Genomic DNA, 23,898 nt, shown 5'->3' on the forward strand with positions numbered 1-23,898 from the left:
AGGCGCACACGCTTTGTCAATGTTCCCGCACTGTCTGTCACCCCCGCAGAACCCCGAGCCCTGCCACCACGGCGTCCACAAGCGACTCCACCGTTGCCTCCCTGGCCTCCGCGTCCACTTCGCAGCCGAGTTCGCGCAACGCGTCAGTCGTGACCGGGCCGATGGTCGCGACGAGCGTGTCACCGAGCACCGCCGCCACGTCGAAGCCCTCCTCGGCGAGCACGGAGACAAGTCGTCGCGCGATTGCGCCGCTCGTGAGCGTGACGGCGTCGACCGTCCCGCCCTGCAGTCGCGCGATGACCGCCGCATCCGGCGGCACCGGCACCGTCCGGTAGGTGGAGACGACGTCGACCTCGCAGCCCATCTCGCGCAAGGCCTCAGGCAGTACCTCGCGGGCCTCAAGCGCCCGGGCGACCAGTACGCGCATGCGAGCACCGGCACGCTCGGCCACCAGCGAGCAGAACGCCTCCACGAGGCCTTCGGCGCGAAAGTCGTCGGGCACCAGCGCGACTTCGAGTCCGTGCTCGCGCATCCGCTCGGCCGTCGCCGAGCCCACGGCTGCCAGCTTCGGGCGACCACTCAGTGCCGTCGGCTCCATTCCTAGCGCGTGCATGCGAGCGAGCAGCGCATCGACCCCGTTCGCGGAGCTGAACACAATCCAGTCGAAAGCCCCGGGTTCCGCGATGGCACGGTCAACCGGAGCCCATTCGACCGGGTCGGTGAGCTCGAGAAGCGGCAGCATGAGAACCTCGGCACCCAGCGCTTCGAGACGCTCGGCAAGCGTCTCGGCCTGCAGACGAGTGCGGGTCACCAGGACGCTGCGCCCCGCGAGTGGCCCTTGTACGGGCGAGAGGCCGCCCTCGGCTCTCATCTAGGTCTCCAGCAGGCCGTCGACACTGGTGGCCAGGCGCACCTGCTCGAGGATCGGCCCGGCACCGCCCGCGAGCAGCTCGGCGACCATCGCCTCGCCCAGTGCGACCGGTTCCTCTGCGGGACCCTCGACGTGTGCGCGCACGATGGTGTCGCCGTTCACGGTACCCACGACGGCATCCATCACCATCAGCTCGCCCACGAGCTGTGCGTTCGCGCCGATCGGCACCTGGCAGCCGCCCTCGAGGCGGCTCATGACAACACGCTCGGCAGTCACGCAGGCGAACGTGGATTCGTCGGTGATTCCCGCGCACACCTCGCGCATGAAAGCGTCGTCGCTGCGGATCTCGATGCCGATGGCGCCCTGCCCCACCGCCGAGACCATCTGCTCGGAGGAGATGTAATGCGTGATGCGGTCGGCCCAGCCCATCCGCGTGATGCCAGCGGCCGCCAGAATGACGGCGTCGACCTCCCCAGTCTCGGCTTTGCGCATGCGGGTGTCGAGATTGCCGCGCACGTCCACGATCTCGACGTCGGGCCTCAACGCCCGCAGCTGCGCGATGCGGCGCAGTGAACTCGTCCCCACGCGGGCGCTGGCGGGCAGCGACGCAAGCCCGTCGTCTCCGCTGTAGCCGGCGCCCGCGACGAGTGCGTCGCGCGGGTCGACTCGCACCGGCATCGCGGCGATTTCGAGCCCGCCGGGCAGCTCGGTGGGAACGTCCTTCATCGAGTGCACGGCGAGGTCAACGGCACCGGCGGCCAACTCGACCTCAATCTCCTTGGTGAACAGCCCCTTGCCGCCCACCTTGGCCAGCGGCACGTCGAGGATCTTGTCGCCGGTGGTCTTGATGATCCGGATCTCAACGGGCAGCCCGGTGATCTCCTCGACGAGTCCCTTGATGTACTCCGACTGCCACAGGGCGAGCTTGCTTCCCCGCGTGCCGATCACGAGCTTGTCACGAGTGGCCATCGGTCGGCGCTCCGTTTCCTAGGTTGTGACTGGCGGGCTTCTTCTCCTGCATGCCGAGAAGATGACGGATCAGACCGAGGCCATGCGGCGCACCGCCCTCAGGATTGTCGTCAAGCCCGTAGAGGTACCGCACGGCCTCGATGTAGGTGTAGCCGTCCTTCTCGGCGGCGACCTTCCTGAGGCGCTGCGTGGGCCCGTGGAGGACCTTGGTCACGATGGACTCGGAAAGCGCCTCTACCGTGGCCAGATCCCGCTCACTAAGATGCTCGAGGCGCTTCAGCGCGCGCTCGAGCTCAACTTGGCGGATCCGGTCGGCCTTCGAGTGGATCTCGGCGATCGTGGGAACGACTTCCATCGACTCCAGCCAACGGCGAAATGCCTGCAACTCCTCGGCAACGATCGCCTCGGCCCGATGAGCCTCGCGTGTGCGTTCTTCAAGGTTGGCCGAGACAACCCCGTTGAGGTCGTCGATGTCGTAGAGGTAGACGTCGGCAAGTTCGTTGACGGCGGGGTCGATGTCCCGCGGCACCGCGATGTCGATGAGGAACAGCGGGTTTGCCCCGCGGGCGCGCCGAACCGCGGCGATCTGCTCCTTTGTGACGACGTGCTCTGTCGCCGCCGTCGAGGAGATCACGATGTCCGCTTCGGCCATACGTTCGAAGAGTTCGTCATACGGAATGGCCTTGCCGGCAAAGCGCTCGGCGAGTTCGACGGCGCGCTCGTAGGTGCGGTTTGCGACGAGGACCTGAGCCGCCCCGCACGAGACGAGGTGCTTTGCCGTCAGTTCGCTCATCTTGCCGGCGCCAAGGATCAGGATCGTGCGGCCGGCAAGCGAGTCGAAGACCTTCTTCGCGAGTTCGACCGCGGCGTAGCTGATCGAGACGGCGTTCTCGCCGATCGCGGTCTCGTTGCGCACCCGCTTGCCCACCTCGAAGCTCTGCCGGAACAGCCGGTTGAAGACCCTGCGGCTGGCCCCGGCTTCAAACGAGCACTCGTAGGCCTCCTTCACCTGGCCCAGAATCTGCGCCTCACCCAGCACCATCGAATCCAGCGACGAGATGACCCTGAACAGATGACGGACAACAGCCTCGCCCTCGGAGACATAGAGGTAGCGGCTAATCTCCTCGCGGTTGAGCCCATGATAGCGGCACACGAAGTCGATGATCTCACCAGGGCCATCATCGGCGGCGGAAGTGACCGCGTAGATCTCCGTGCGATTGCAGGTCGAGACGATAACCGCCTCGCTTACGGCGTCGGCTGATGTGAGGAGCGAAAGCGCCTCCTCTTGGCATCCCGACGGGAAGGTCAGTTGTTCTCGAATCTCGACCGGAGCCGTCTTGTGGCTCAGGCCGACGAGTGTAAGCCGCATGTTTTTGTCGCTCGCCTCGCCCGCGAATAACTTCAGGAAACTTTCGAAGTCTAGCACCGTGCCGAGAGGAGCGGCAAACCGCTTCACCGGTCGCCGACCGCTACCGGCCTACCCGGCGGCGCTGTTTCTGTTTGTACATGCGCGCGTCGGCCTCGGCGAGCAACTTCTCCACGTCGCACTCCTCAGTCGATGCGGCCGCAGAACTGCCCCCCACACTCACACTGAGGGCGTAAGGACGCTCTTCCTGATGATTGAACTGGACCAGAGCGCGCCGGAATCGACGCATCGGGAGGCGCGGGTCTTCTCCGCCCACGAGCAGTACCGCGAACTCGTCACCGCCCATGCGTCCCACTATGTCCGCAGTACGTAGCGACGAAAAGAGGACGTCGGCGACATCGCGCAGCGCTTGGTCTCCGGCGCTGTGACCATGAACGTCGTTGATGACCTTCATGTTGTCGATATCCAAGAACAACACACTCAGCCATACCTTAAACCGGGCCGCAAGCGCCGCCTGCTGTCGCGCCAAGACAAGGAACCCACGACGATTATTCAGTCCTGTGAGTTCGTCTTTCAGAGACATCGCCCGATAGATCGCCTCTGACTGTTTCTGTGGCGAGATGTCTGTGAGCGCAGTCGTGAAGCCGGTAAATTTACCCGAAACATCGAGCATGCGCTTAAAACTGACAATGAACTGTCCCGTGCCCTCCTTGGTCTCGAGCGTACGCTCAACAGCCAGCTCGGTGGCGGGTGAAGCTGCGAAGGCCGCGGCGTCCTCGGCAAGTGGAACAAAGAGGTCACCGCGTCCTGTGCCGGAGTAATACGCCGCACCGGAACCCGAACTCAGCCCGAAAAGACTCGCCGCAGCGGCGTTTGCATTGTCCACTCGTCCTTTGCAGTCGAAGAGAACGACGGGCATGTGCATACTGTCGAAGATGGTCAGGTATTTGTTCTTCTCGTTGGTCATCTTGCGATTGCGATCCTCGAGCAGGTGCAACGCCTCGCTTCCAGACGTTCGCGTCCACTCGTCGCAGAACCCGATTTCGATGCGATCAAAGAAGCGAACCACCGCATGGGTGAAGAGCGACCGCGTCGCCTCGTCCACAACGCGTGCGGAAATCAGATCCAGATAGGCCTGGCAGTAATACTTCATGAGACCTAGAAACAGGGTCAGTGTGACGCCGCGAGAACGATGCATCTGCGCCTCGATCATGCCGAATGACGCAGCATGATCCTTCGTGAGATCTCCCTCGCAGGGGATTTCAAGCTCCCATCCGTGCTCTCGCACCGCGACCAGCAGCGATGTCGACAGCCCTTGTATGGAGACGCGCCATGCCTCCTCAAGTGTAGAGGTGTATCGGGTGTACTCAAGGCGACGTGCGTAGTCCAGCGCGCTCCGCATAAGCCAGAGTTGGTTGTCCTCAACCAGCGATCTCAGCTCATCCAATCGGCCATCCATCAGTTCTGCCTGCCCCCTACCGATACACCGGTCAGGCAGTTCGTACCCGCCGTCGTCCGATTATTGACATGTTCCGAGGATTGAGTATGGCAACCACTACCAAGCATATCAAAGACGCTCCACGCTCGAAGCCGTACGAAAAGCCGGCATCCACTTCCGCAGGGCTATCTGATCGGTCATCCAGCCCACTGGACTCTCAGGGGATCAGGATTTCCGAGCCTTCCTGATGTCACTATCTACGATCCAGAAGAAGATCTCCGGCCAGACGCCTTTGAGGCGGAAGTAGAAGCTGCTGAGAGCATCCGGGATGATGAAGTACTTCCCGCGATCGACACCGCGCACGATTGCGGTCGCGACCTTCTCGGCTGGGATGGGCTTGATGTTGCCGGCGATGACGTCGGTCTCGGCGGGGCGCAGGGTGTGCTCGAACGCAAGCGCGGGCGTGTCGGTGTCCGGCGGGCAGACGACGTGGACGTTGATGCCTTCGGGCTTCATCTCGAATCTCAGCGCCTCCGTGAAGCCCATGACCGCAAACTTCGCCGAAGAGTATCCGGAGTACCCGTAGATGCCGAGATACCCGGCCACGGAGCTCACGTTCACGATATCTCCCCGGCCGCGCGCAACCATGTGCGGCACGGCAGCGCGGCACGGGTACACGACGCTCCAGTAGCCGCATGAGATGTTGGCTTCGAAGTTATCGAGCGGCATTGTGGCAAACTCGCCGGGCACGATCACGCCTGCGGAGTTCACGAGGATGTCGGGGCCGAAACCCTCGGCGACGAGGGAGTCGATCGCGGTGCGCGCGGCCTCGAAGTCGGAAAGGTCGGCGGCGCGCGTGGCGATGCGCTGGTCAGTGCCCGCGCACAATGCGCGCAGCTCCTTCTCGGCGGCGGCGAGCTTGTCGGCACTGCGGCCGATGATGGCGACATCGCCGCCGCGGGCGGCGTAGAGCTTCGCGGTCGCGAGTCCGATGCCGCTGCTGCCGCCGGTCACAATGACGCTGATACGCTCGTTCACAAGATCCCTCTCCTAGAGGCCGAAGATGTGGAACCCGCCGCTGGCGGGAACGCGCGCCAGAATCGTCAGTGCGACCACGAACACGAAGCCGAGAAGCGCGATGCGGGCAGCCGTGCGGCCCGAGACATCGCGCCGGTAGACTGCCACGAGGTAGACGCCAAACGTCGCCCAGACGATGCCGGCAAGCATGATGCGCGGATCGAGAAACCACAGCGGTACGTGCTCTTCGCCTGCGCGCAGGACGCCGAACAGGAGGCCCGCGGTGTAGACGGGGAATGCAAGAGAAATCGCCCGGCGCGAGATCGCAATCAGGGACTCGAGTGACGGGAGACGCCACGTCAGTCCGCCGGAAGCGCGTCGTTTGAGTTGCCGCCCCTGAATGAGATACAGCGCCGAGGTGACGGCGCTAAACGCGAATCCGGCGTTGGCGAACACAATGAGCGCGACGTGGAATGCTACTCGCCAACTCGCAAGTTGCGAGAGCTGGACCGCCGTCAGGTCAGCCGGGTGCATCACGCTGCCGAAGGTCTCGGCAAGCGCCATCAACACCAACGCCGCGGGAATCAGAAACGCGCCGTACGTCTTGACCTTGAGGAAATGCTCGACCACGAAGTACAGCAGCGCCAGAGCCCACGCCACCAGCACAAGCTGGTTGGCACCGGTAAGCTGCGTGCCCCCGCTGGCAATCGAGCCGGCGCCGATCGACAGCGTCTGGCAGATGAAGCCGGCTCCCATTAGAAACGTCGCCCACCAGCCCACTCTGGGCCGCTTGAGCAGGAACCGGTAGGCGTAGAGAACCGACGCTCCGCAATAGAGCGCGAATGCGAACCAGAACAACACTGCGGACGCCTGCGCCAACTCCCCTGCCCTTTCGATGCGCCGCGTACTACTCGGCTGATCTCGGGCGGCGGCGCTCAATTGCCTCTTCGGCCACGTTGAGACGCTTCTCGAGCCCTCCGAGGCGTACCAGAATGAAGCCGATGTAGACGAACATGCCCACCCAGAGCAGCGCATACGCTGAGAGCACGTAGGGGGCCGCACCAAGCACCGTCTTGTATATCTCGGCAAGAACCGGATCCATTGCTTTGCTCCCTTGCTAGTTTTCGAGTTCTTCCTGTATGACCTCAATGCGTTCCTTGATGACTTCCTCGCGCAGGCGGGTCTGATAGACGACCCAAGCGAACATGAGCATGCCGAACAACCCGAGAAGAAACGCCGCCAGCTGAACGCCGGTCAGGCCGCCACCGCTACGCAGGACGACCGGGTGAAGCTCGTTGGGCACGAGCCGCGTAATCGCGAACGAGATCGGTGCATCGATGAAGGCGATGATGCCGAAGACGGCCGCGTAGGTGGCGCGGCGCTCCTCGTCGTCGACCGCGCTTCGCAGCACGAAGTACGCAATCACGAGCAGCGTCATGATGAAGTATGTGGTGAGCCTCGGCTCCCAGACCCACCACACGCCCCACTCGAAGCGCGTCCAAAGGTCACCCGTGAACATCGTGAGCAGCACGAACACCAGCGTAACCTCTGTGGCGATTCGCGAGCGTGTGTCGTAGCGCTTGTCCTTGGTCATAAGGAAGCGCACGCCGTAGTACGCCGTGAAGAAGAACACCAGGAACGAACTGATCGCCACGGGAACGTGGAAGTAGAAGATCTTCTGCGAGAAGAGCAGCTGGTTGCCGACCAGCACGCCGCCGATCACCTGCGATCCGCCTACGCCCGCTCCCTCAACGAGAGGCGCGTAGAAGAACGCCAGAATAAAGTCCGCCAGGGTCAACAGCGCGCCGCAGACGAGCAGCACCCACATCCATGCGCGCCCGGAGAGACCCAGAAACCCTTTCCCCACGCTGTCCTTCTCTCCCACAGAAGCTCCATTCGATCGCGACAGGCGCAAAACTCACGCGCCGATTATGAACTCGTACAGGCCAAACGCGGCCAGGATCATTATGCCATCGTAGCCGGCGCCCAACGCCAGCGACTTCCAGTACACCACTGCATACCCCGGATCGCCGATAAGAACCGCCGAGGTGGCTGCCACGCATGCGTAGAGCAGCGGAAACATCACCGGGATGAAGAGCACCGCGAGGATGAAATCCTTGCCGGTCGTGTTGACCGACATGGTGGAGAGCAGCGTACCGACTCCGGCGATGCCGATGGAGCCCACGATGAGCGGCAACGGCAGCATCCAAAGAGGCGCTCCCAGCTCCTTGCCGGACAGGAAGAAGAAGTAGAACAGCGGCAGCACGATCACCTCGACCATGGCAAGGAAGATGAGATTGCCGATCGCCTTGGCAAAGTAGATCACCGGGCGATCGATGGGCGACAGCAGCAGCGCTTCGAGGCAGCCTTGGTCCTTCTCGTGAACAAGCGAGCGGTTCAGGCCCAGAAGCGACGTGAAGATGATCGCCAGCCACAGCAGGCCGGATGCGATCCGCAGGATCTCGAAGTCCGAGCCCGCCTGCGACAGCGCGATCTCGTAGACCACGAGCACGAGCACGGCATAGAGGCCCATCGAAGTAAGCATCTCCCGCGTGCGAAGCTCCATGACGAGGTCTTTGCGCAAGATGGCCTTGAACTGACGAGCCGAGGAAATCTTGGCCATGACTCTAAGCCACCCCCAGCCCGACGGTGTGCCGATACGTCGACGCGAACGCTACAGGATCGATGTCGTCGGCCTCTTCGAACATGACCACTCGGCCACGCGCGAGGATGAGCGCGTGAGTGCACAGCTCCAGACCCTTGTCGAGGTCGTGGCTGACCATCACGAAGGTGTGATCGGCGCGAACTTGCGCGATGAGAGAGTCGAGGATGTCCATCGCATGCGGATCGAGTCCCGAGTACGGCTCGTCGAGAAAGACGATCTCCGGGCGGTGCAGCAACGCGCGCGCGATGGAAAGCCGCTGCGTCATGCCGCGCGAGAACGTGCGCACGGTGTCGAGACGCCGGTGATCAAGCTCTACCGCGCCGAGCAGTTCGCGGACCCTCTCGGCAGGGTTGTCGATGCAGTAGAGGTCGGCGAAGAAGCGCAGGTTCTCCTCGGCGGTGAGATCCGGGTAAAGAAGCGGGTTGTGGCTGATGAAGCCGATCCGCTCACGCAGCTCGACCGCACCCTCGACCACGTCGAGCCCCACGACTTTGACGCTCCCGCGGGAAGGCGCGGTGAGTGTGGAGAGGATCTTGAGCAGCGTGGTCTTACCGGCGCCGTTGGGCCCGAAGATCGACAGGAACGCGCCCCTCGGCAGATCGAGATCGACGCCGTCGAGCGCTTTGCGTGCACCGAAGGACCGCGACAGTCCGCGAACCTTCAGGGCGGGATATGTGGGCGCGGCCTCGCTCATGAACGCTTGGTCGGACGCTTCTTCGGGGCCGGCTTGACCGCAGCCTTGGCCTTAGCCTTGGCCTTCGCCTTGTCAGAAGCCTTCACGGAGGCCTTCCCCTTCTTCGAGGGAACCGCCGCCAGCTTGGCGCCTCGACGCGGCCAGGCCGCGACCGCGGTGCCGGCAAGCAGCATCAGAAAGCCGACCCACACGCACCAGATGAGTGGATTGACCTTCACGTTCACGTCAAAGGACTGGCCGTCTCCACCTTGGTATGCGACGAAGACGTCCTCAAGAGGCTGCCAGAGCACCTTCGCGTCGTAGCTCTGCTGCTGGGTAGCTGCAAACACCTTCTGGCCCGGGGTCACGACACCCAGAACCTTGCCGGATTTCGCGACCTGAAGGCTGACCTGCGTTTCGGAGGCGCCGCTCGCAAGGGTCGCGACGCTGGAACCTTGGTACGTGAACTGGTACGCCCCTACCTCGAAGGTCGACCCCACCTTCGCCGGAACCGTGACCGTACTGTCCATCACGAACATCGCCGAGCCGATCAGCCCGACCAGGATCACGCCCATACCGAGGTGCGCGAGGAACCCACCGGACTGCGAGCGCGCCTTGACGAAGATCGACCCGAGTGCGCTGAAGAACCCGGTGCCGCGAGACTCCGCGCGCTTGCGAGCGCCGGAGATAAAGAGCGATACGGTCGTCGCGATGAGAAGCGATGCGGTCAGAAGGCCCACAATCGCAAGACCCTTGTAGTACCACGCCGGCCCGGCTTCGGCCATGATCAGCCCCGGGTCGTTACCCAGCGCGACCATGCGCGCGTAGTTGGGCGCAATCGTGGTGAAGAAGATCGCAAGCAGCCCTGCCGCCAGCACCGCTGCGCCGGCAAGCGGCCACTTGATGCGCCGCCAAAATGTCGCCTTGTCGGTCAGCCCCCACGAAAGCAGCGGACAGACTGCGAGGATCATCAGGTACAGAATACCCAGCGGGCGGGCGACGGCATCGTAGGCCGACGCCGGGATCGATATGCCGCCAAGCGGCATCCACGTGGGCAACGCCGATGTCACCGTCATGTAGGCGACCAAGATGCCCGCCACAAGCATGATCACGTTGTTGAAGTAGTACGCCGCATCCTTGCTCGCCATCGACTCGAAATCGTCGTCGGCACCGAACTCAGTCCAGCGCATAACCAGCCCGATGCCCGCAGCAACCAGCGATCCGATGATCATAAGCAGGAAGAGCCACAGCGACAGGTTGTCCGGACTGAACGCATGCACCGATTCGACTACACCCGAACGCGTGATAAACGTGCCGAGGATGACGAGTGCGAACGTGAACGCCGCCAGCATCACCGACCATCGCTTGAAGCCTTCTCGGCGGCGGTACACCGTGAAGCTATGCAGCAGCGCGACCCCTGTGAGCCATGGGAGCAGCGAAGCGTTCTCCACCGGATCCCAACCCCAGTACCCTCCCCAGCCCAGAACCACGTACGCCCAGACCGCGCCAAGTCCGATGCCGGCGCCCAGGAGCATCCAGGAGAACACGGTGATTCTGCCGACGATATCGACCCAGCGGCTCGAACTGTCGTTGACGATGAGCGCCGCAATCGCAAACGCGAACGGAATCGTGAGGCCCGCGTAGCCGATAAACAACATCGGCGGATGCAGGATCATCGCCCAGTGCTGCAGAAGCGGATTCATGCCCCAGTTTGCCGCTTCGCCGATCAGGTGCTTGCTCGAATCGAGGAACTGAGAGGCCGTCTGGTTGAACGGGTTGTTCGCCGTGGAGAAGAGCATCGCAGCCGTGAACAGGCCGAGAACGACGTTGGTCACCATCAGGCCCATGTTGGACAAACGATCGGTGAACTCAAGCCGACGATAGGCGACCCACGCCGCAAACAGCGAGAGTATCCATGTCCACAGCAGGAAGGAGCCTTCTCGGCCCGCCCACACTGCGGAGATCTTGTAGAACCACGCGAGCGACGAGGTATCGGGGCTGTGGTTCTCGGCGACATACTGAAGCGTGAAGTCCTGGCGGAAGAAGGCGACGGCAAGCACCAGAAGCGCCACGGTCAGAGCGCCGCCAGCGACCAGGGTCGCGAGGTAGCCCGCGTTGGTGGCGTCTTCGCCACGCTTCTCGCCAAGCTTGTGCCCTATCAGTAGAGCGATGATCGAGAACATGGCGGCGACAAGCGCCAGCCCAAGACACATGACCCCGAACCGTGCCATACACCGACTCCGTTCCAGTTGTCGGCGGCTCGCATCCGCGAATCGCCGGGATTCCTACTCTTTCAGGGCTACGCTCGTCGCGATGAACTTCCCGGCGGAATCGAGTTCGCCGGAGATCACAACCGCGACACCGTCCTTCATGCCATCAGGCAGACCACCCGAGAACGTGACCGCCACAGCTGCACCGCTGCCATCGGCATTCTCGGCGACAACGAACCTGTCCGTGGAGGTCGCCGGCTGGATCGTGCCGGGCTTGATGTAGCCGGTCGCCTTGACCGGCTTGCCCGTCACGGAGGAACCCGCGATGACCAGGTCCTTGATCGGCATGGCGCCGGTGGCCGACTGGTACTTCGACGGGCACTTCGTGATCATCTCGGTGGCGTTTATCACCCCGCCCGAAGACAGCGTACCGGTCACGATCGCCACAACACCATCGCCGAACGTCGACGGCGCGGCACCTGTGTAGACGACTTTGAGCGTGGGACCCTGCCCGGCAGTGTCGGACTCGTCGCGGATGGTGAACGTCATCGGATTCGACTTCTTGTCCCACGACCCTGTCACGACCGCGCCGCCCACTTTGACGCGCTTGTCCACCAGCGACGTGTCGGATGCGATCTTTGCCACGTCTGAGTACACAGCACCCTGTTTGGTACCGGTCAGCATGACCGTCGTCAGAATCGCAACAAGTATGACGACCGTTACAGCTATCAGGCGTGTTCTCGCCCGTTTGTTCACGTTGAACTCAACTCCCTTACGCGTGCAAGGACAGCAGTCGGATACTAACACACAGGCCAGCGTTAACCTGCCCGTTCAGAGCAGGCCAGACAGCAAACGGGGTGCCGTTCCTCATGCCTTCTGCAGCCATTGCACGTCGGGCGCGAAACCAACGCTGTCAAGCAACTCGCGGTAGCGCTCCGGTGAGAGCTCTCCCGACGCGCCGTCAAGCGCCACCATGGTTGCTTCGATGACGTTAGTGCCGAAGGAACGGCCTGAAAGCCTCGGGGTGGAGGTCACGAACAGTTCGACGCCACGGCTGCGCGCGAGTTCGACATCGGCGGCCGTCGTGGTGTTGGTGATGATCCACTTGCCGCGCATATCCTCGGGCATGAACTTCTTCACGTACTGCCAGTCGCCGGCGATGATATCGGCCCAGGCGTAGAGCGCCTCCATCTTGGGGTTGCGCGTGGGCGCCTTGTCCTGCGAGGTCCCCGTAGGGTAGAGCACCGAGAACGGCAGCTGCGTCGCGAGCGGTGTCATCACGCGAACGAGCACCTTGAGCGAACTCCAACGCTTGATGATAATCGGCACGTCGAGCGCGTAGACAAGGTCGCCAAAGATCTGCTCGCACCCGGCATTCTGAAGCGCCTCGCTCATACCCCAGCGATCCACCGCCGAGCAGGTCAGGACCTTCTTGCCCCTAAGCGTCAGGCCGCACGTGTTGATGAGGTAGTCTACCGTCGAGCCTTCGACCGGACCTTTGAGGCCGCTGCCGTCGACGATCGGCGTCTTGTGGATGCCTTTGAGGAGCTTCTTCGCTTCACGGAAGTAATACTTGCGACCATCGGCGCGCAGGTAGATGTCGATGCCGCCCATGCCGAAAGCGTCGACCTTACCGTCGAGTTCGGCGAAACGAGCTGCAGCCTCGGTAAGGTTGCCGTTGTGGCCTTCTCGGCGAATGCGGAACGTCTCGCCGCCGAGTTCGATCTCGACCTCGTGGTCGCGACTGGACGAGCCGATCGAAACGCTGACTACCTCTTTGATGGCTTCCACCTCCCGGTGAGATCGGCGACCTGCTGGGCCGCCATGCCGATTCGGGTCTTGGGCCGGCGCGTGCGCCGCGCCGACATCACGTTGGCAAGAACGGTCTCCAGCTCGCCGAGATCGACCGTGACCGCACTCCTGAGCGGCGACGGTCCGAGCGGGATCCCGATGACTTCCCCGCCGAGAATCCGCTCCATAGTGTTGATGCGCCAATCGCTCGCCATGAGCACGACCACGTCGTAGTCGCGCAGTAGGGCGATGGTCTCGAGAAGGGCGTTGAACACCTTGGTCGCCTCGCCGGAGGATTCGACCTGCTCGCGCTCCTCTTGCGAGAGCACCAGCACGAAGTCGACGGCGTGTTTCTCGGCGACGGCCTTGACCTCGACGGCATTCGAAACGGGGAAGCCCACGACCGCCACGCGCGCTCCCCGGCGAACCTCGCCGAGGGTCTCGAGGAACGAGACGAACGAACGCTGCACGAGATGCGTGCGGGCGACGTCTTCCTGCGTGGCACCGCCCTCGCGTGCCGAGAGGATCGCGTCGATCGCGTCGACAAGCTTGTCTCGGCTCACAACCTTGTCGCCAATTCTGTAGAACTTCACGGCTGCCGCCCCTCGATAAGCCGAAACTGTGTACAGATTCGTGTACGGCGAGTATACGCGAGTGCGAATGCGTTTGGCGGCCGAGTGTGACCCGAAATGCTCTATCGTGGGAATGCATGCTCATGAGGAGGAAGCCCGTGCAGTGCAGTGACATGTACGCCGCAGTAAGCGCGATCGTGGACCCCGTCTTCCTTGTGGGCGGATCGGTCCGTGACAGGTTGATGGGACGCGACTGCAGCGACTACGACTTCGCGACCCCACTTGAGCCCGATCGCGTCGAGGAACTCATCCGCGCCGCCGGGAGACGGCCGTACCTTGTGGGCAAGAGGTTCGGCACAGTCGCCCTGCGGCTCGACGGTCGCGTGATCGAGATCACGACGTTTCGCTCGGAAGCCTACGAGGAGTTCAGCCGCAAGCCGCGCGTCGAGTTTCTCCGCGATCTCGCCGAGGACCTCCGCCGCCGCGACTTCACGGTCAACGCCATCGCAATGCGCGGTGACGGCGAAGTGATCGATCCGTGGGGCGGGCGCGCCGACATCGATGGACGCGTGATCCGCGCGGTCGGCGATCCGGGTGCCCGCTTCCGAGAGGACGCGCTGCGGATGCTTCGCGCCGCCAGATTCGCCGCGCAGCTCGAGTTCACGGTCGAGCCGGGCACCGTTGCGGCGATGGAGCGCCTGGCGCCCCGCATCCTCCACGTCGCCCGCGAGCGCTGGGTCCAGGAGCTCGACAGGCTACTCGTCGGGCTGGCCGCAACCGACGCCCTCCGGCTGCTCGCCGAGACCGGCCTGCTGCGCTGCATGCTGCCCGAGCTGCAGCTCCAGCTCGAAAGCGATCTCTTCGCCCGCACGCTCGCAGCGGTCGACTCGGCGCCCGCCGACGTCACCGCGCGATGGGCCGCCCTGCTGGGTGAGATCGCCGAGCCCTATCGGCGCGCGGGAAGACCGGCGCAGCACGCCGCGGCGGCCGGGCATGATCTGCTCGGCGGAGAGCTGGTGGAGCGCATCGGCCTGTACCTGAAGTGGAGCAACGATCGTCGCGAGGCAGTCAAGGCACTCGTACGCGACCGGCAAGCTCTAGCGGTTGCGGCCAAAGATGATGAGCAGGCCCTCGAGAGTGAGGTCTAGGTCGGCCTCGCCGATCGTCTCGCACAGCGGCGTCATCTGCAGTGCGAGCCCGCCCGTGGCGATCACCGGCGCTTGTGCGCCCAATTCGTCCCACACGCGGCGCACCAGCCCGTCGACCATCGCCGCCTCGCCCAGCAGCAGCCCGGCCTGCACGCTGGCGCGCGTGTTGGTGCCGATGACGCGGGAGGGCGCCTCGAGATCGACCTTTGAGAGCCGTGCCGCCTTCGAGAAGAGCGCCTCGGCGCTTGTCTCCACACCGGGTGCGATCGCTCCGCCGAGATAGGCGCCCTCGGCGTCGATCACGTCGATGGTCGTTGCCGTTCCGAAGTCGACCACGATGACCGGCCCGCCGAGTCTCTCGAACGCGGCGACACCGTTGACGATGCGGTCGGCGCCAACCTCGTGCGGATTGTCGTAGCGGATGGGCATGCCGGTCTTCAGGCCGGGGCCGACCACCATGAGTTCGCACTCCCGGAGTGTGTGCGCGAGGTCTTCCCATGCCACAGTCAAGCTCGGCACCACGGACGCTAAGACGACGTGGCGAACATCGGCGATGGAACGGTCGTCGAGCGCGAACAGCCCTGCGACCTTGACGCGCAACTCATCCCCTGTGAGGCGAGCATTCGTCGAGATGCGCCAGTGGCTCACCAGCTCATCGGCGATGAAAAGGCCCAGCACTGTCTGGGTATTTCCTACATCCACGGCCAGCAGCACGATATCTGCGCCTCCTCATTGTTGAGCTCGGGAAGTTGACGGCGAGGTGTCACCCGCCGACAGACCCTTTACATGCGATGCTATCATCTGACGGTAGCCCTCGCGAGGGCGCACACGTTCATGATCGAGGCAACGTGCCGCTAAATGAGCCGGGAGGCACACCGTGTCGGATACGCCAGCTCGTATCCTCGTCGTCGACGACGAGGCTTCCATCACCGGATTCGTTTCGTACAACCTGCGCAAGGAAGGCTACGAGGTCTCGGTCGCCGAGAACGGCGACGACGCGCTCGCCTTGGCCAAGGCGCAGCCGTTCGACCTCGTCGTACTCGATGTCATGCTCCCCGGCATCGACGGCTACGAGGTCTGCCGCCGTTTGCGGGTCGACTCCAAGGTGCCCGTCTTGTTCCTCTCGGCGCGCGACACCGAGCTCGATAAGGTTGTCGGACTCGAGATCGGCGGCGATGACTACCTAGCCAAGCCGTTCGGCGTCCGCGAACTCACCGCACGCGTCAAAGCGCTCCTGCGCCGCGCGCCTTCGGGCTCGCACGAGCCGGGTGCCAGCGCCGAGCACATCGAACTCGCCGGCGTCTCGCTCGACGAGGCCATGCACTCGGCGACCTCAGAAGGCCGCCCCATCGACCTCACACCACGCGAATTCGAACTGCTCGCGTGCCTGATGAAGCACGGCGGCAAGGTGCTCTCCCGCGACCAGCTGCTGCGCGAGGCTTGGGGCTGGGAGTACCTTGTCGAGACCAAAACCGTCGACACTCACGTGAAGCGCTTGCGCGACAAGCTCGAAGCTGCCGGCGTTGACCCGGCGCTCGTCGAGACCGTGCGCGGCTACGGCTACCGGTTCCACACTTCGTGAAGCCGATGCGTGCTTCCCTTCGCCGCCGCATCACGCTGACGATCTTTGCCGCCGCACTGCTGGGCGCCGGCATCATGGCTGCCGAGGCGTACTTTCTGCCCGGTCGACCGCTGGTGCTGGCGGGGACGCTCGCGGCCATCGTCGTCGTGGCGCTGCCTTTGGGCCGCGCGGTGGCCCGCAGCGTGACCAGCCCGCTTGAGCGGCTGGGAGCGGTGGCGACATCGTTTGCGTCGGGCGGCCACTCGTCGCGTGCGGACGCCACCGGGCCGCGCGAGGTCCGCATCATCGCCGAGGCGTTCAACCGCATGGCCGGCGAGGTCGACGTCGTGGTAAACGAGCTTAAGGCCGAGGAGCGTCGCAAGACGCAGTTCGTCTCGGACGTGAGTCACGAACTGCGCACGCCGCTGACCGCCATCCGCGGGGCTGCCGAGACCCTCCTCGACGGCGACGTCGAGCCCGAGGACCAGCAGCGCTTCCTGACCACGATCGCACTTGAAGCCGAGCGCCTGGGCAGACTTGCGAACGACCTGCTCACGCTACAGCGGATCGAGGGCGCGACCGGGGAACTGCCGCTGCGCCAGGTCGACCTGCGTCTGGCCGCCGACCGAGCGGCCGCGATGCTCGAACCGCTGCTGGAGGACCGCGAGGTCACGCTCACCGTCAACGGCCGCGCGCCGTTGGTCTTGGGAGACGTCGACAGGCTTCAGCAGGTAGTCTTGAACCTCGTCGACAACGCGAGCCGAATCGTCGGCGAAGGCGGCCATGTCCAGGTCGAGCTTTCCGCCGAGGGCGACCTCGCGGTGCTCTCCGTGATCGACGACGGACCCGGCATCGATGAAAGCGACCTCCCCCGCCTGTTCGACCGCTTCTACCGCGCCGACTCCAGCCGCACACGCCAAAGCGGCGGATCGGGGCTGGGACTGGCGATCGTGCGAGCGATCGTGAGCGCGCACGGCGGCCATATCGAAGCCGAGAACACGCCGAATGGCGGCGCCAAACTCACCGTCAAGCTCCCCGCGCTCCCCGCCGAGAAGACCCTCGACGAGCTCCTGCCCCAAGTCTAGAGACGGTGGCGCTACAGCCGCACGCCCGCCCGGCGCACGCCACGCGCCACGACGATGGCGACAGCAGCCTTGACCGCGTCCGGGATCACAAACGGAGCCACCCCGCCGATGAACGCCTGGACCGCAGTCAGATGGGCGACCAGCGAGAGCTGAGCCCAGCCTGCCGCGTATACGGCGACGATGACCACCAACGCGGCTGCAGCATCGGCGACAAGCGCGGACGTGCGCCGTTCCAGCGCGCCGCGCACCAGGGCACCCAGCGAAGCGCCAAGGACGAAGCCGAACAGGTAGCCGCCGGTCGGACCGACCACGACGCCGAGGCCTACCTGCCCGCTCGCAAACACGGGAACGCCTGCTGCGCCGAGGACAAGGTAGGCTCCCAGCGACGCGGCAGCCCACCCGGCAGGCAGCAGCAACGCCGCAAGCACGACGCCGAAGACCTGGAGCGTGACCGGCACGGAGCCGAGCGGGATTGCGATCCAGCCCGTGACGGCCATGAGGGCGGTCATGAGAGCAGCGGCGGCCAAGGCGCGAGTGCGTGTGCGAGCGGGGATTGCTTGCGATGCCAATGGGTTCTCGATTCCGTTAACCAGTGCGTCTTAGACCAGTTAACGGTAGCCGAGAGACCTCACGAGAGTCAACCTGTCGTGCTTATTTCTCCCATGCCTTCCTCGTGCTGGTACTTTGAACAGTACTGTGATGCCTCAGGTGCCAGCGGTCCCTCCGCGAACCTCAAGGATATCCCCCTACTTCCGTCGCGCGGGTACTGCACGTGCGGGTGGATCGACTTGCGTGTCTCCAGATGGGCTGGCGAGTTGCCGTTCAAACCTAGTGAAAGCGTCGATCACCTCAAGGGCCTCGAATGCCCGATTGCGCTTCCCGACGCTGACCTGCTTCAGGACTTGAGCGTCAACCAGCGCTTCAATTGCCAAGTTGGTCGCGCGGAAACTCCGGCCCAAGAGGCCAGCTGCCCCGCTGACCGTGAGTATCGGCGTTCCCGGCAAGGTCTGAACCAGAAGGTCGACTGCGGAATTGCGCCGCACAGGCCCCAGCCGCCCTCGCCATGCATCCTGAATCTCATGCACCGTGCGCTCAAAACCCCCTGCATCTCTTACCGAGCGCGTGCAGCAACCCGCAAACAGTGCGACCCATCGATTGAGCCCCGAAGACGCCTCAGGGGAGTCAGCCTCGCCTTCATGTCGATAGCCCGTGAGTCCAGAGATGTAGTCGACCGACAGAGTTGCAAGCACCAGCGAAACTGGCGGAACCACACGCGGCGCCAGACCACGGCGACGCAAAATCAGATGAACGAGTGCTCTACCCGTGCGCCCATTGCCATCCACGAAAGGATGTATGGTCTCGAATTGTGCGTGCACGACCGCAGCCTGGACCACAGCAGGCAGCGAGTCATCATTGCAGAATCGCGCCAGATCCTCCAAGAGCTCTGGAACCTTCGCCGCAGGAGGCGGAACAAACGCAGCCGAGCACGGATTGTAAGAGCTACCGCCGATCCAATTCTGCACTTCGCGCAGGCGCCCGCCATATCCAGCGAGGGCAGTTCCCGCAAGCAGCTGCGCATGGATGTCCAGAATCGTCTCCGCGGTCACCTCGTCATTTGAGTCAGCGGCATCCAAAGCACTGTCCATCGCGTCTATGTTGCCCAAGACTTCTTCTGCGGTCACGTCAATGCCACTGCGGCTTTCAAACTCGCGCGCAGCCTCAACACGCAGCAGTCGCCGTGCACCGACCTGCAGACCCTCGATCCGGGAGGAGGCTACGGCTTCGGCGCGCAGCAGCAGCCGCGCGATCGCCTCCGTGTTCACCAGACTCGTGGCGTGGGCATTGAGACGCAGGATAGCGGCTTCAGCATCCGCGACGTCCGCCGCAACCTCACCTTCCAGCTTGAATTGACGCCCTACGAGAGGATCAGGGACGTATGCGGTGTACTCGCATCCGCGGCGATCATTGCGAGTGATGCCATCGCCCTCCGAAACCCAGTATTCCTTGACAAAGTACGCCATGGCTCCTCCTTATTGAACTTTAGTATACAAGGTTCAATACAGGATCGTGAAGATGCACACATCGGGCGAAGAGGTCGCTCAAAGGTCCCGCGCTCACGGCGTGCAGGAGGTTGTCAACTGTGTAGATCCACCGTTGAGTTGGCAGGCGTCTGGTTGCCGTTAGCGTCGTGCCAACGCCATGTTCATGGTGCCGACTCTGACGAGCGGTACCAACTGCATCCCGACGTTCGCCGAGTGCAAGATCTCGAACAACTAATCATGATCGGGCAACCCACAACATACGCAGCACTATCACACCACCCCTACGGCGAGACAGCCGTATCCGATTCCGGATGAGACGCCCGGAGGCTGCGCGCGTCAAGCTTTCCTTGTGCTTCCTCGGGCGGCTCTTGCGCGAACCACTCATCCGCTCGTTGCAGCATATCGCCCCCAGAGCCAGTTGACTCACACACTTGATGCAATCGGCCCTTTCGAACGTCCGGTGCTTGGGCCCCAAACCCGACATTATCAGAGCGACGGAGCAGTACGCTGTAAGCATACGGTCTTACTCTCTTGTAGAAGGAGAGGTAAAGAAGACCCCAGATACCAGCCAGAATGCCAACGGGAATCGCATACCACAACGGTGTGTGTGCCATCGACGCGTAGATCAAAGTGCCAATCATCGTCACTACGCCCATCCAGACCGCAAAGAACACCGTTGTCAGCTTTCGACGGTGCCACAAAACCATCATCGGGACGGCAAAGCAAAGAATGATGCCTGCCAAGAGAATAAGACCTTGCACCGTCTCTTTGTCCATTAAGGTCTCCACTGTATCTGTGGGTTCTTCTCAAACACTTTCGTACGCATCACCGCTGGTCAACGCAAAGACCCAGTATTCGACCGACCGCAGAGCAGAGTAAGCAGATGACTCCTCTTCTCAGCCCCGAACATCCGCGGTTCTTCGCAGGACACATTGGCGCTCACTCATCGCTCCATACCACTGTCCCTCGCCAGGTCGCCCAGCAACGAACGAGCGGCTTCGCCGATCGCCGGCACCTTCTCCACTGCGATCTGCCAATCCGTGCGCGATCGATCGTGGCGTAGCCGTGGACGACGATGTTGCGTGCCGAGCGCATGCCGGGCGGGTCGAGTTCGGGGTGCGCTCGACATAGTCTTCGTGCCGATTGCGCAACTGAGAGGCGATCTCCCCGAGCTGGATAATCCCTCGCTCAATCGCCCCACGAGCCTGTGGATGAGGTCATGAACGTCCCACGATCCGTACTGGCGACGAGCTGCGCCACGCCGTCGGCCATGTCGCGCATATCGTGCAGGAACTGCTCAATCGTGCGGTCCTGGCTCATCACAGGGGCACCGACTCTCTCTCTACATTCTCCCGGACATGAGGCTTGAGGCACTTGCGCTCGCCGAGGTCGACTTTGCGACCGAGCGCCGCGCTCATCGCTTCCTCGACCACGGCGACGACAAACAGGTCAAGCTCCTCGGGAATGTCGGCCACCAAGTCCAAGTCGCTGCCCGCCGTATCGGTTCCACGCGCAACTGAGCCGAACACCACGACGTTTTGAAGACCGTACTCCTCGGCGATTCGCCTGAGCTCGTTGCGATGGCGCTCCAAGAGCACCGAAGGTCGCTCCGGTGCGAGCGACACGGCCGGCTCGCGGCCCAGAGCCGCCGCCGCGCGAGAGAGTGTTGAAAGTGTCACGGACTCGTCGGCGGGGTCTAGGACACGGCCGACGGTCGAACGGCTGGTGTGCATGCGTCTCGCGAGTTCGGCGCGGCTCACGCCGTCGCGGACCATGACTGCAGTCAGTTCGGCGGCGTAATCCGCTTTGGTCGCGGGCATCGGGCCTGCTCCCTTCGGGTCGGGTGTCTCACATATGATACACCACGAAGCCCCGTTTACGGGCGATGAAGTCCTAGGCACTACTCGGCGGCGACGAGCCTTTGAGCCAAGCGCTCCGTAACGAGCCGCTGAAAAGGCCTCAGCAACGATCCGTCCCTACCTCAGCGTCACATCCCCTGCCGCAACCGGCACCACCCAGCCATCTGCTTGCCGCACCAGCAGCCGCCCATCATCGTCCACACCCAATGCGACGCCATCGGCGATCACGACTCCCGACAGGTCGCGCACGGTCACGTTGTGCCCCGTGAGCAGCAGCAGTGACTCGTACTCAGCGCGCAGTGCCGAGAAACCGTGCGTCACCCAAGCGGCGTAGACGGACGCGATGCCGTCAAGCACGGCCGCGATCGTCTCGGGAATGCGCACGGCCGGGTCGACGTCGCCGAGCCAGGCGGCTCCCTCGCGAGCGATCGAGCCGCTGGAGGGCCGATGCACGTTGATACCGACGCCGGCCACAACCCACGCAACCCGGTCGGCCTCGGCAGTCATATGAAGGAGTATGCCGCAGACCTTGCCGCTGGCAAGAAACACATCGTTGGGCCATTTGAGCTGCGGGGAGAACCCCATCGAGGCCAAGCCCCGAGCAACTCCGAGCGCGACGGCAAGAGCGAGCGATGCAACTGCAGAGGGAACCGTTGCGGGCCTCAGCACCGCCGAGAAGTACGCTCCGCCGAGCGGCGAATCCCACGTGCGCCCGAGGCGTCCCTGCCCGTCGGTCTGTCGAGACGCGAGCGCCACGGTGCCCTCGGCAGCGCCTGTTCGCGTGAGCACGCGGGCATCGTCGTTGGTCGACGCGGTCTCCCCGCCACCGGTAAGCGCCGTCCAGAACGGATCCTTCAGCAGGATCGTCACCTCGGCAGGAAGCGGCAGGTCGGGCACGGCTGTCAGCTGATAGCCGGAACCCAGGAGCGCGTCGATTGAGTAGCCCGACGCCCTCAGGCCGGCGACATGCTTGGCGACGGCCACGCGGCTGATCCCGAGTTCGCGGGCCAGCTTCTCCCCGCTTAGGCCCTCGGCACCCGCCTCTCGAAGCGCAGCAAGCACCCGGTCACGCGTTGTCATCGGCGTCCTCCGCCTCCAGCGGACCGCCGTGCTCGGCCTCGTACTCGGCGTCAAGCTCGGCCACCATCACACGCTGGCGCCGCTTGCGTGCGCGCCACAGCACCACGACCGCGACGATCACGACGGCGAACACTCCCCACGAGAACCCGCCCAGAAGCTTGAGCCCCGCCTCGAAGTTCGCGCCCAAGAACGTGCCGATGCCCACGAGCACCGATACGTACAAGGTCGCGCCCGCGATCGAATACAGCTCAAAGAGCCATATGTTCATCTTTGAGGCTCCGGCCAACGCCGGCGCCATGTTCTTCATGACCGCAACCCATCGGGCGAAGACGATCGTCATCGGGCCGTTGCGCTCGAAGTAGACCTCGGCGGCTTCGATCATGTCGGCGCTGATGCCAACCCGAATCCCAACGCGCTCGATGAATTCCCGGCCCGCGCGCAAGCCGATCTGATAGCTGATGTTTGCGCCGATCAGAGCGCCGAGGATAGCGATCGCCCATATGAGCCACGGCGAGAGCGCGTGACCTTGCGAGGTCGACGCGGTAAACGCTGCGGCGGCAACGATGAGGTCGCCGGGCATGAAGCTCCCGACGACAAACAGGTTCTCGGCCACTGCTGCGAGCAGAACAATGATGTAGCCGTATGTCGCAAGGCCCGCGATGACCCAGGCGAGAGCATCGTTGAGCCAGCTCATGTCCGGACTGCCGTCTCGGCATCCTCATCGAGGCCGAAGTCGCAGGGGCCCGCCATGGTGAGCGCACTCGTGCTCACGCGGTCGACTCCGGTCTCGCGTAGGGCCGCAAGACGCCCGATGGTGATTCCGCCGGAAGCCTCGATCAGAACCGCTCGGCTGCGTTTCTCGGCGCTGTCGCGCACGGCTATGACGGCCGAGGTGAGTTCGGCGTCGTTCATGTTGTCGAGCAGCACCATGTCGGCACCGGCTTGGACCGCTTCAAGCGCCTGGGAGAGGTGGTCGGCCTCGACCTGGATCAGCAGATCGGGATGGCTCGCGCGTGCCTTGGCGACGGCCGACGCGATCCCGCCGGCGCGAGCGATGTGATTGTCTTTGATGAGCACCATGTCGTAGAGGCCCATGCGGTGGTTCGTGCCGCCGCCCACGGTGACGGCGTACTTCGAGAGCGCCCGCAGCCCCGGAAGCGTCTTTCGCGTGTCGCAGACCGTCAGCGCCGGACCGGCAGCTTCGACCCAGCGCGCCGTCTCAGTGGCTATCCCGGAAAGCGTCATCAGGAAGTCCAAAGCGGTCCGCTCACCGGAAAGTACCGCGGCGGCCGGTCCTTCGATCTCCATGACAGGCGTGCCGGGCGACACTCGCGCGCCCTCGGCGACAAGCGGGAAGGTTTCGATGGGTGTCAGAAGGCCCGCGAAGGTCGACAGCCTCTCAAAGACATCGGCGACCACCGGAAGCCCGCAGACGACGGCCTGACGCCGGGCGACAATCCTGCCCGAGAACCACGCGTCGTGCGCCAACACGGAGGTGCTCGTCACGTCGCGCTCAAGCAGACTCGGATCGGCTGGCATGCCTGCGCGAAA

25 protein-coding genes are annotated in these 23,898 nt (G+C 63.8%); 3 read left to right on the plus strand and 22 right to left on the minus strand.

The genetic code is table 11. The annotated features are described in order from the left end of the window. Positions 1-37 precede the first annotated feature (37 nt). The 14 genes from HGA39_05250 to HGA39_05315 all read right to left on the minus strand — a co-directional run bounded on the left by HGA39_05250 (position 38) and on the right by HGA39_05315 (position 13,593). On the minus strand, positions 38-871 hold the full coding sequence (locus HGA39_05250; protein NTW28753.1) for a uroporphyrinogen-III synthase: 834 nt from the start codon (positions 869-871) through the stop codon (positions 38-40). Continuing rightward, positions 872-1,840 carry a hydroxymethylbilane synthase gene (hemC, locus tag HGA39_05255; GenBank protein ID NTW28754.1) on the minus strand — a complete coding sequence of 323 codons (969 nt, stop codon included), beginning with the start codon at positions 1,838-1,840 and terminating at the stop codon, positions 872-874. Then, positions 1,827-3,209 (minus strand): glutamyl-tRNA reductase, encoded by a 1,383-nt coding sequence (locus HGA39_05260; GenBank protein ID NTW28755.1) that lies wholly within the window; start codon positions 3,207-3,209, stop codon positions 1,827-1,829. The genes hemC and HGA39_05260 overlap by 14 nt, the downstream gene beginning before the upstream one ends. A 100-nt stretch (positions 3,210-3,309) precedes the next feature. Then, positions 3,310-4,665, minus strand: coding sequence for a sensor domain-containing diguanylate cyclase (locus HGA39_05265; GenBank protein NTW28756.1), 1,356 nt, complete (start codon positions 4,663-4,665; stop codon positions 3,310-3,312). Between the two features lie 204 nt (positions 4,666-4,869). After that, the gene (locus HGA39_05270; GenBank protein NTW28757.1) at positions 4,870-5,682 is read right to left on the minus strand and encodes an SDR family oxidoreductase; all 813 of its coding nucleotides are present in this window, start codon (positions 5,680-5,682) and stop codon (positions 4,870-4,872) included. Between the two features lie 12 nt (positions 5,683-5,694). Continuing rightward, the gene (gene ccsA / locus HGA39_05275; protein ID NTW28758.1) at positions 5,695-6,600 is read right to left on the minus strand and encodes a cytochrome c biogenesis protein CcsA; all 906 of its coding nucleotides are present in this window, start codon (positions 6,598-6,600) and stop codon (positions 5,695-5,697) included. Then, entirely contained in the window at positions 6,569-6,763 is a 195-nt protein-coding gene (locus HGA39_05280) for a hypothetical protein (protein NTW28759.1), read from the minus strand. Before HGA39_05280 ends, ccsA (HGA39_05275) begins: the two co-directional genes overlap by 32 nt. Positions 6,764-6,778: 15 nt before the next feature. Beyond that, positions 6,779-7,489, minus strand: a complete 711-nt coding sequence (gene ccsA, locus HGA39_05285) for a cytochrome c biogenesis protein CcsA (protein NTW28760.1) — start codon at positions 7,487-7,489, stop codon at positions 6,779-6,781. Between the two features lie 90 nt (positions 7,490-7,579). Further along, on the minus strand, positions 7,580-8,284 hold the full coding sequence (locus HGA39_05290; GenBank protein ID NTW28761.1) for a heme ABC transporter permease CcmB: 705 nt from the start codon (positions 8,282-8,284) through the stop codon (positions 7,580-7,582). A gap of 4 nt (positions 8,285-8,288) precedes the next feature. Further along, entirely contained in the window at positions 8,289-9,020 is a 732-nt protein-coding gene (locus HGA39_05295; GenBank protein ID NTW28762.1) for an ABC transporter ATP-binding protein, read from the minus strand. After that, on the minus strand, positions 9,017-11,230 hold the full coding sequence (locus tag HGA39_05300) for a heme lyase CcmF/NrfE family subunit (GenBank protein NTW28763.1): 2,214 nt from the start codon (positions 11,228-11,230) through the stop codon (positions 9,017-9,019). The genes HGA39_05295 and HGA39_05300 overlap by 4 nt, the downstream gene beginning before the upstream one ends. A 54-nt stretch (positions 11,231-11,284) precedes the next feature. Continuing rightward, positions 11,285-11,965 carry a cytochrome c maturation protein CcmE gene (locus HGA39_05305; GenBank protein NTW28764.1) on the minus strand — a complete coding sequence of 227 codons (681 nt, stop codon included), beginning with the start codon at positions 11,963-11,965 and terminating at the stop codon, positions 11,285-11,287. Positions 11,966-12,076: 111 nt separating this feature from the next. Then, the gene (locus HGA39_05310; GenBank protein NTW28765.1) at positions 12,077-12,991 is read right to left on the minus strand and encodes a quinate 5-dehydrogenase; all 915 of its coding nucleotides are present in this window, start codon (positions 12,989-12,991) and stop codon (positions 12,077-12,079) included. Next, positions 12,979-13,593: a transcriptional regulator gene (locus HGA39_05315; GenBank protein ID NTW28766.1), complete on the minus strand. Its 615-nt coding sequence runs from the start codon at positions 13,591-13,593 to the stop codon at positions 12,979-12,981. Before HGA39_05315 ends, HGA39_05310 begins: the two co-directional genes overlap by 13 nt. Positions 13,594-13,730: 137 nt before the next feature. Here HGA39_05315 and HGA39_05320 point away from each other — a divergent pair, with 137 nt between their 5' ends. Then, positions 13,731-14,720 (plus strand): hypothetical protein, encoded by a 990-nt coding sequence (locus HGA39_05320; protein NTW28767.1) that lies wholly within the window; start codon positions 13,731-13,733, stop codon positions 14,718-14,720. On the opposite strand, the gene HGA39_05325 is transcribed toward HGA39_05320, so the two are convergent. Further along, the gene (locus HGA39_05325) at positions 14,670-15,434 is read right to left on the minus strand and encodes a type III pantothenate kinase (GenBank protein ID NTW28768.1); all 765 of its coding nucleotides are present in this window, start codon (positions 15,432-15,434) and stop codon (positions 14,670-14,672) included. The two genes, HGA39_05320 and HGA39_05325, sit on opposite strands and share 51 nt — an antisense overlap. 163 nt (positions 15,435-15,597) lie before the next feature. Between HGA39_05325 and HGA39_05330 the strand changes: the two genes are divergently transcribed. Beyond that, positions 15,598-16,302 carry a response regulator transcription factor gene (locus tag HGA39_05330; GenBank protein ID NTW28769.1) on the plus strand — a complete coding sequence of 235 codons (705 nt, stop codon included), beginning with the start codon at positions 15,598-15,600 and terminating at the stop codon, positions 16,300-16,302. Then, positions 16,299-17,366 (plus strand): HAMP domain-containing protein, encoded by a 1,068-nt coding sequence (locus tag HGA39_05335; GenBank protein ID NTW28770.1) that lies wholly within the window; start codon positions 16,299-16,301, stop codon positions 17,364-17,366. The genes HGA39_05330 and HGA39_05335 overlap by 4 nt, the downstream gene beginning before the upstream one ends. A gap of 11 nt (positions 17,367-17,377) precedes the next feature. Here the strand turns inward: HGA39_05335 and HGA39_05340 are convergent, their stop codons facing one another. The 7 genes from HGA39_05340 to nadC all read right to left on the minus strand — a co-directional run bounded on the left by HGA39_05340 (position 17,378) and on the right by nadC (position 23,886). Further along, positions 17,378-17,875 (minus strand): biotin transporter BioY, encoded by a 498-nt coding sequence (locus tag HGA39_05340; GenBank protein NTW28771.1) that lies wholly within the window; start codon positions 17,873-17,875, stop codon positions 17,378-17,380. 237 nt (positions 17,876-18,112) lie between these two features. After that, positions 18,113-19,387 carry a Fic family protein gene (locus tag HGA39_05345; protein NTW28772.1) on the minus strand — a complete coding sequence of 425 codons (1,275 nt, stop codon included), beginning with the start codon at positions 19,385-19,387 and terminating at the stop codon, positions 18,113-18,115. A gap of 302 nt (positions 19,388-19,689) precedes the next feature. Then, entirely contained in the window at positions 19,690-20,184 is a 495-nt protein-coding gene (locus HGA39_05350) for a hypothetical protein (protein ID NTW28773.1), read from the minus strand. Between the two features lie 543 nt (positions 20,185-20,727). After that, a complete protein-coding gene (locus tag HGA39_05355; protein ID NTW28774.1) occupies positions 20,728-21,228 on the minus strand; it encodes an XRE family transcriptional regulator in 501 nt (166 codons plus the stop codon). A gap of 156 nt (positions 21,229-21,384) precedes the next feature. Next, positions 21,385-22,347: a biotin--[acetyl-CoA-carboxylase] ligase gene (locus tag HGA39_05360; protein ID NTW28775.1), complete on the minus strand. Its 963-nt coding sequence runs from the start codon at positions 22,345-22,347 to the stop codon at positions 21,385-21,387. Further along, positions 22,334-23,041: a DedA family protein gene (locus HGA39_05365; protein ID NTW28776.1), complete on the minus strand. Its 708-nt coding sequence runs from the start codon at positions 23,039-23,041 to the stop codon at positions 22,334-22,336. The genes HGA39_05360 and HGA39_05365 overlap by 14 nt, the downstream gene beginning before the upstream one ends. Beyond that, positions 23,038-23,886 carry a carboxylating nicotinate-nucleotide diphosphorylase gene (nadC, locus tag HGA39_05370; GenBank protein NTW28777.1) on the minus strand — a complete coding sequence of 283 codons (849 nt, stop codon included), beginning with the start codon at positions 23,884-23,886 and terminating at the stop codon, positions 23,038-23,040. The genes HGA39_05365 and nadC overlap by 4 nt, the downstream gene beginning before the upstream one ends. Between the last annotated feature and the right edge of the window lie 12 nt (positions 23,887-23,898).

It is taken from the genome of Coriobacteriia bacterium, assembly GCA_013336165.1.
Classification (GTDB): Bacteria; Actinomycetota; Coriobacteriia; order Anaerosomatales; family JAAXUF01; genus JAAXUF01.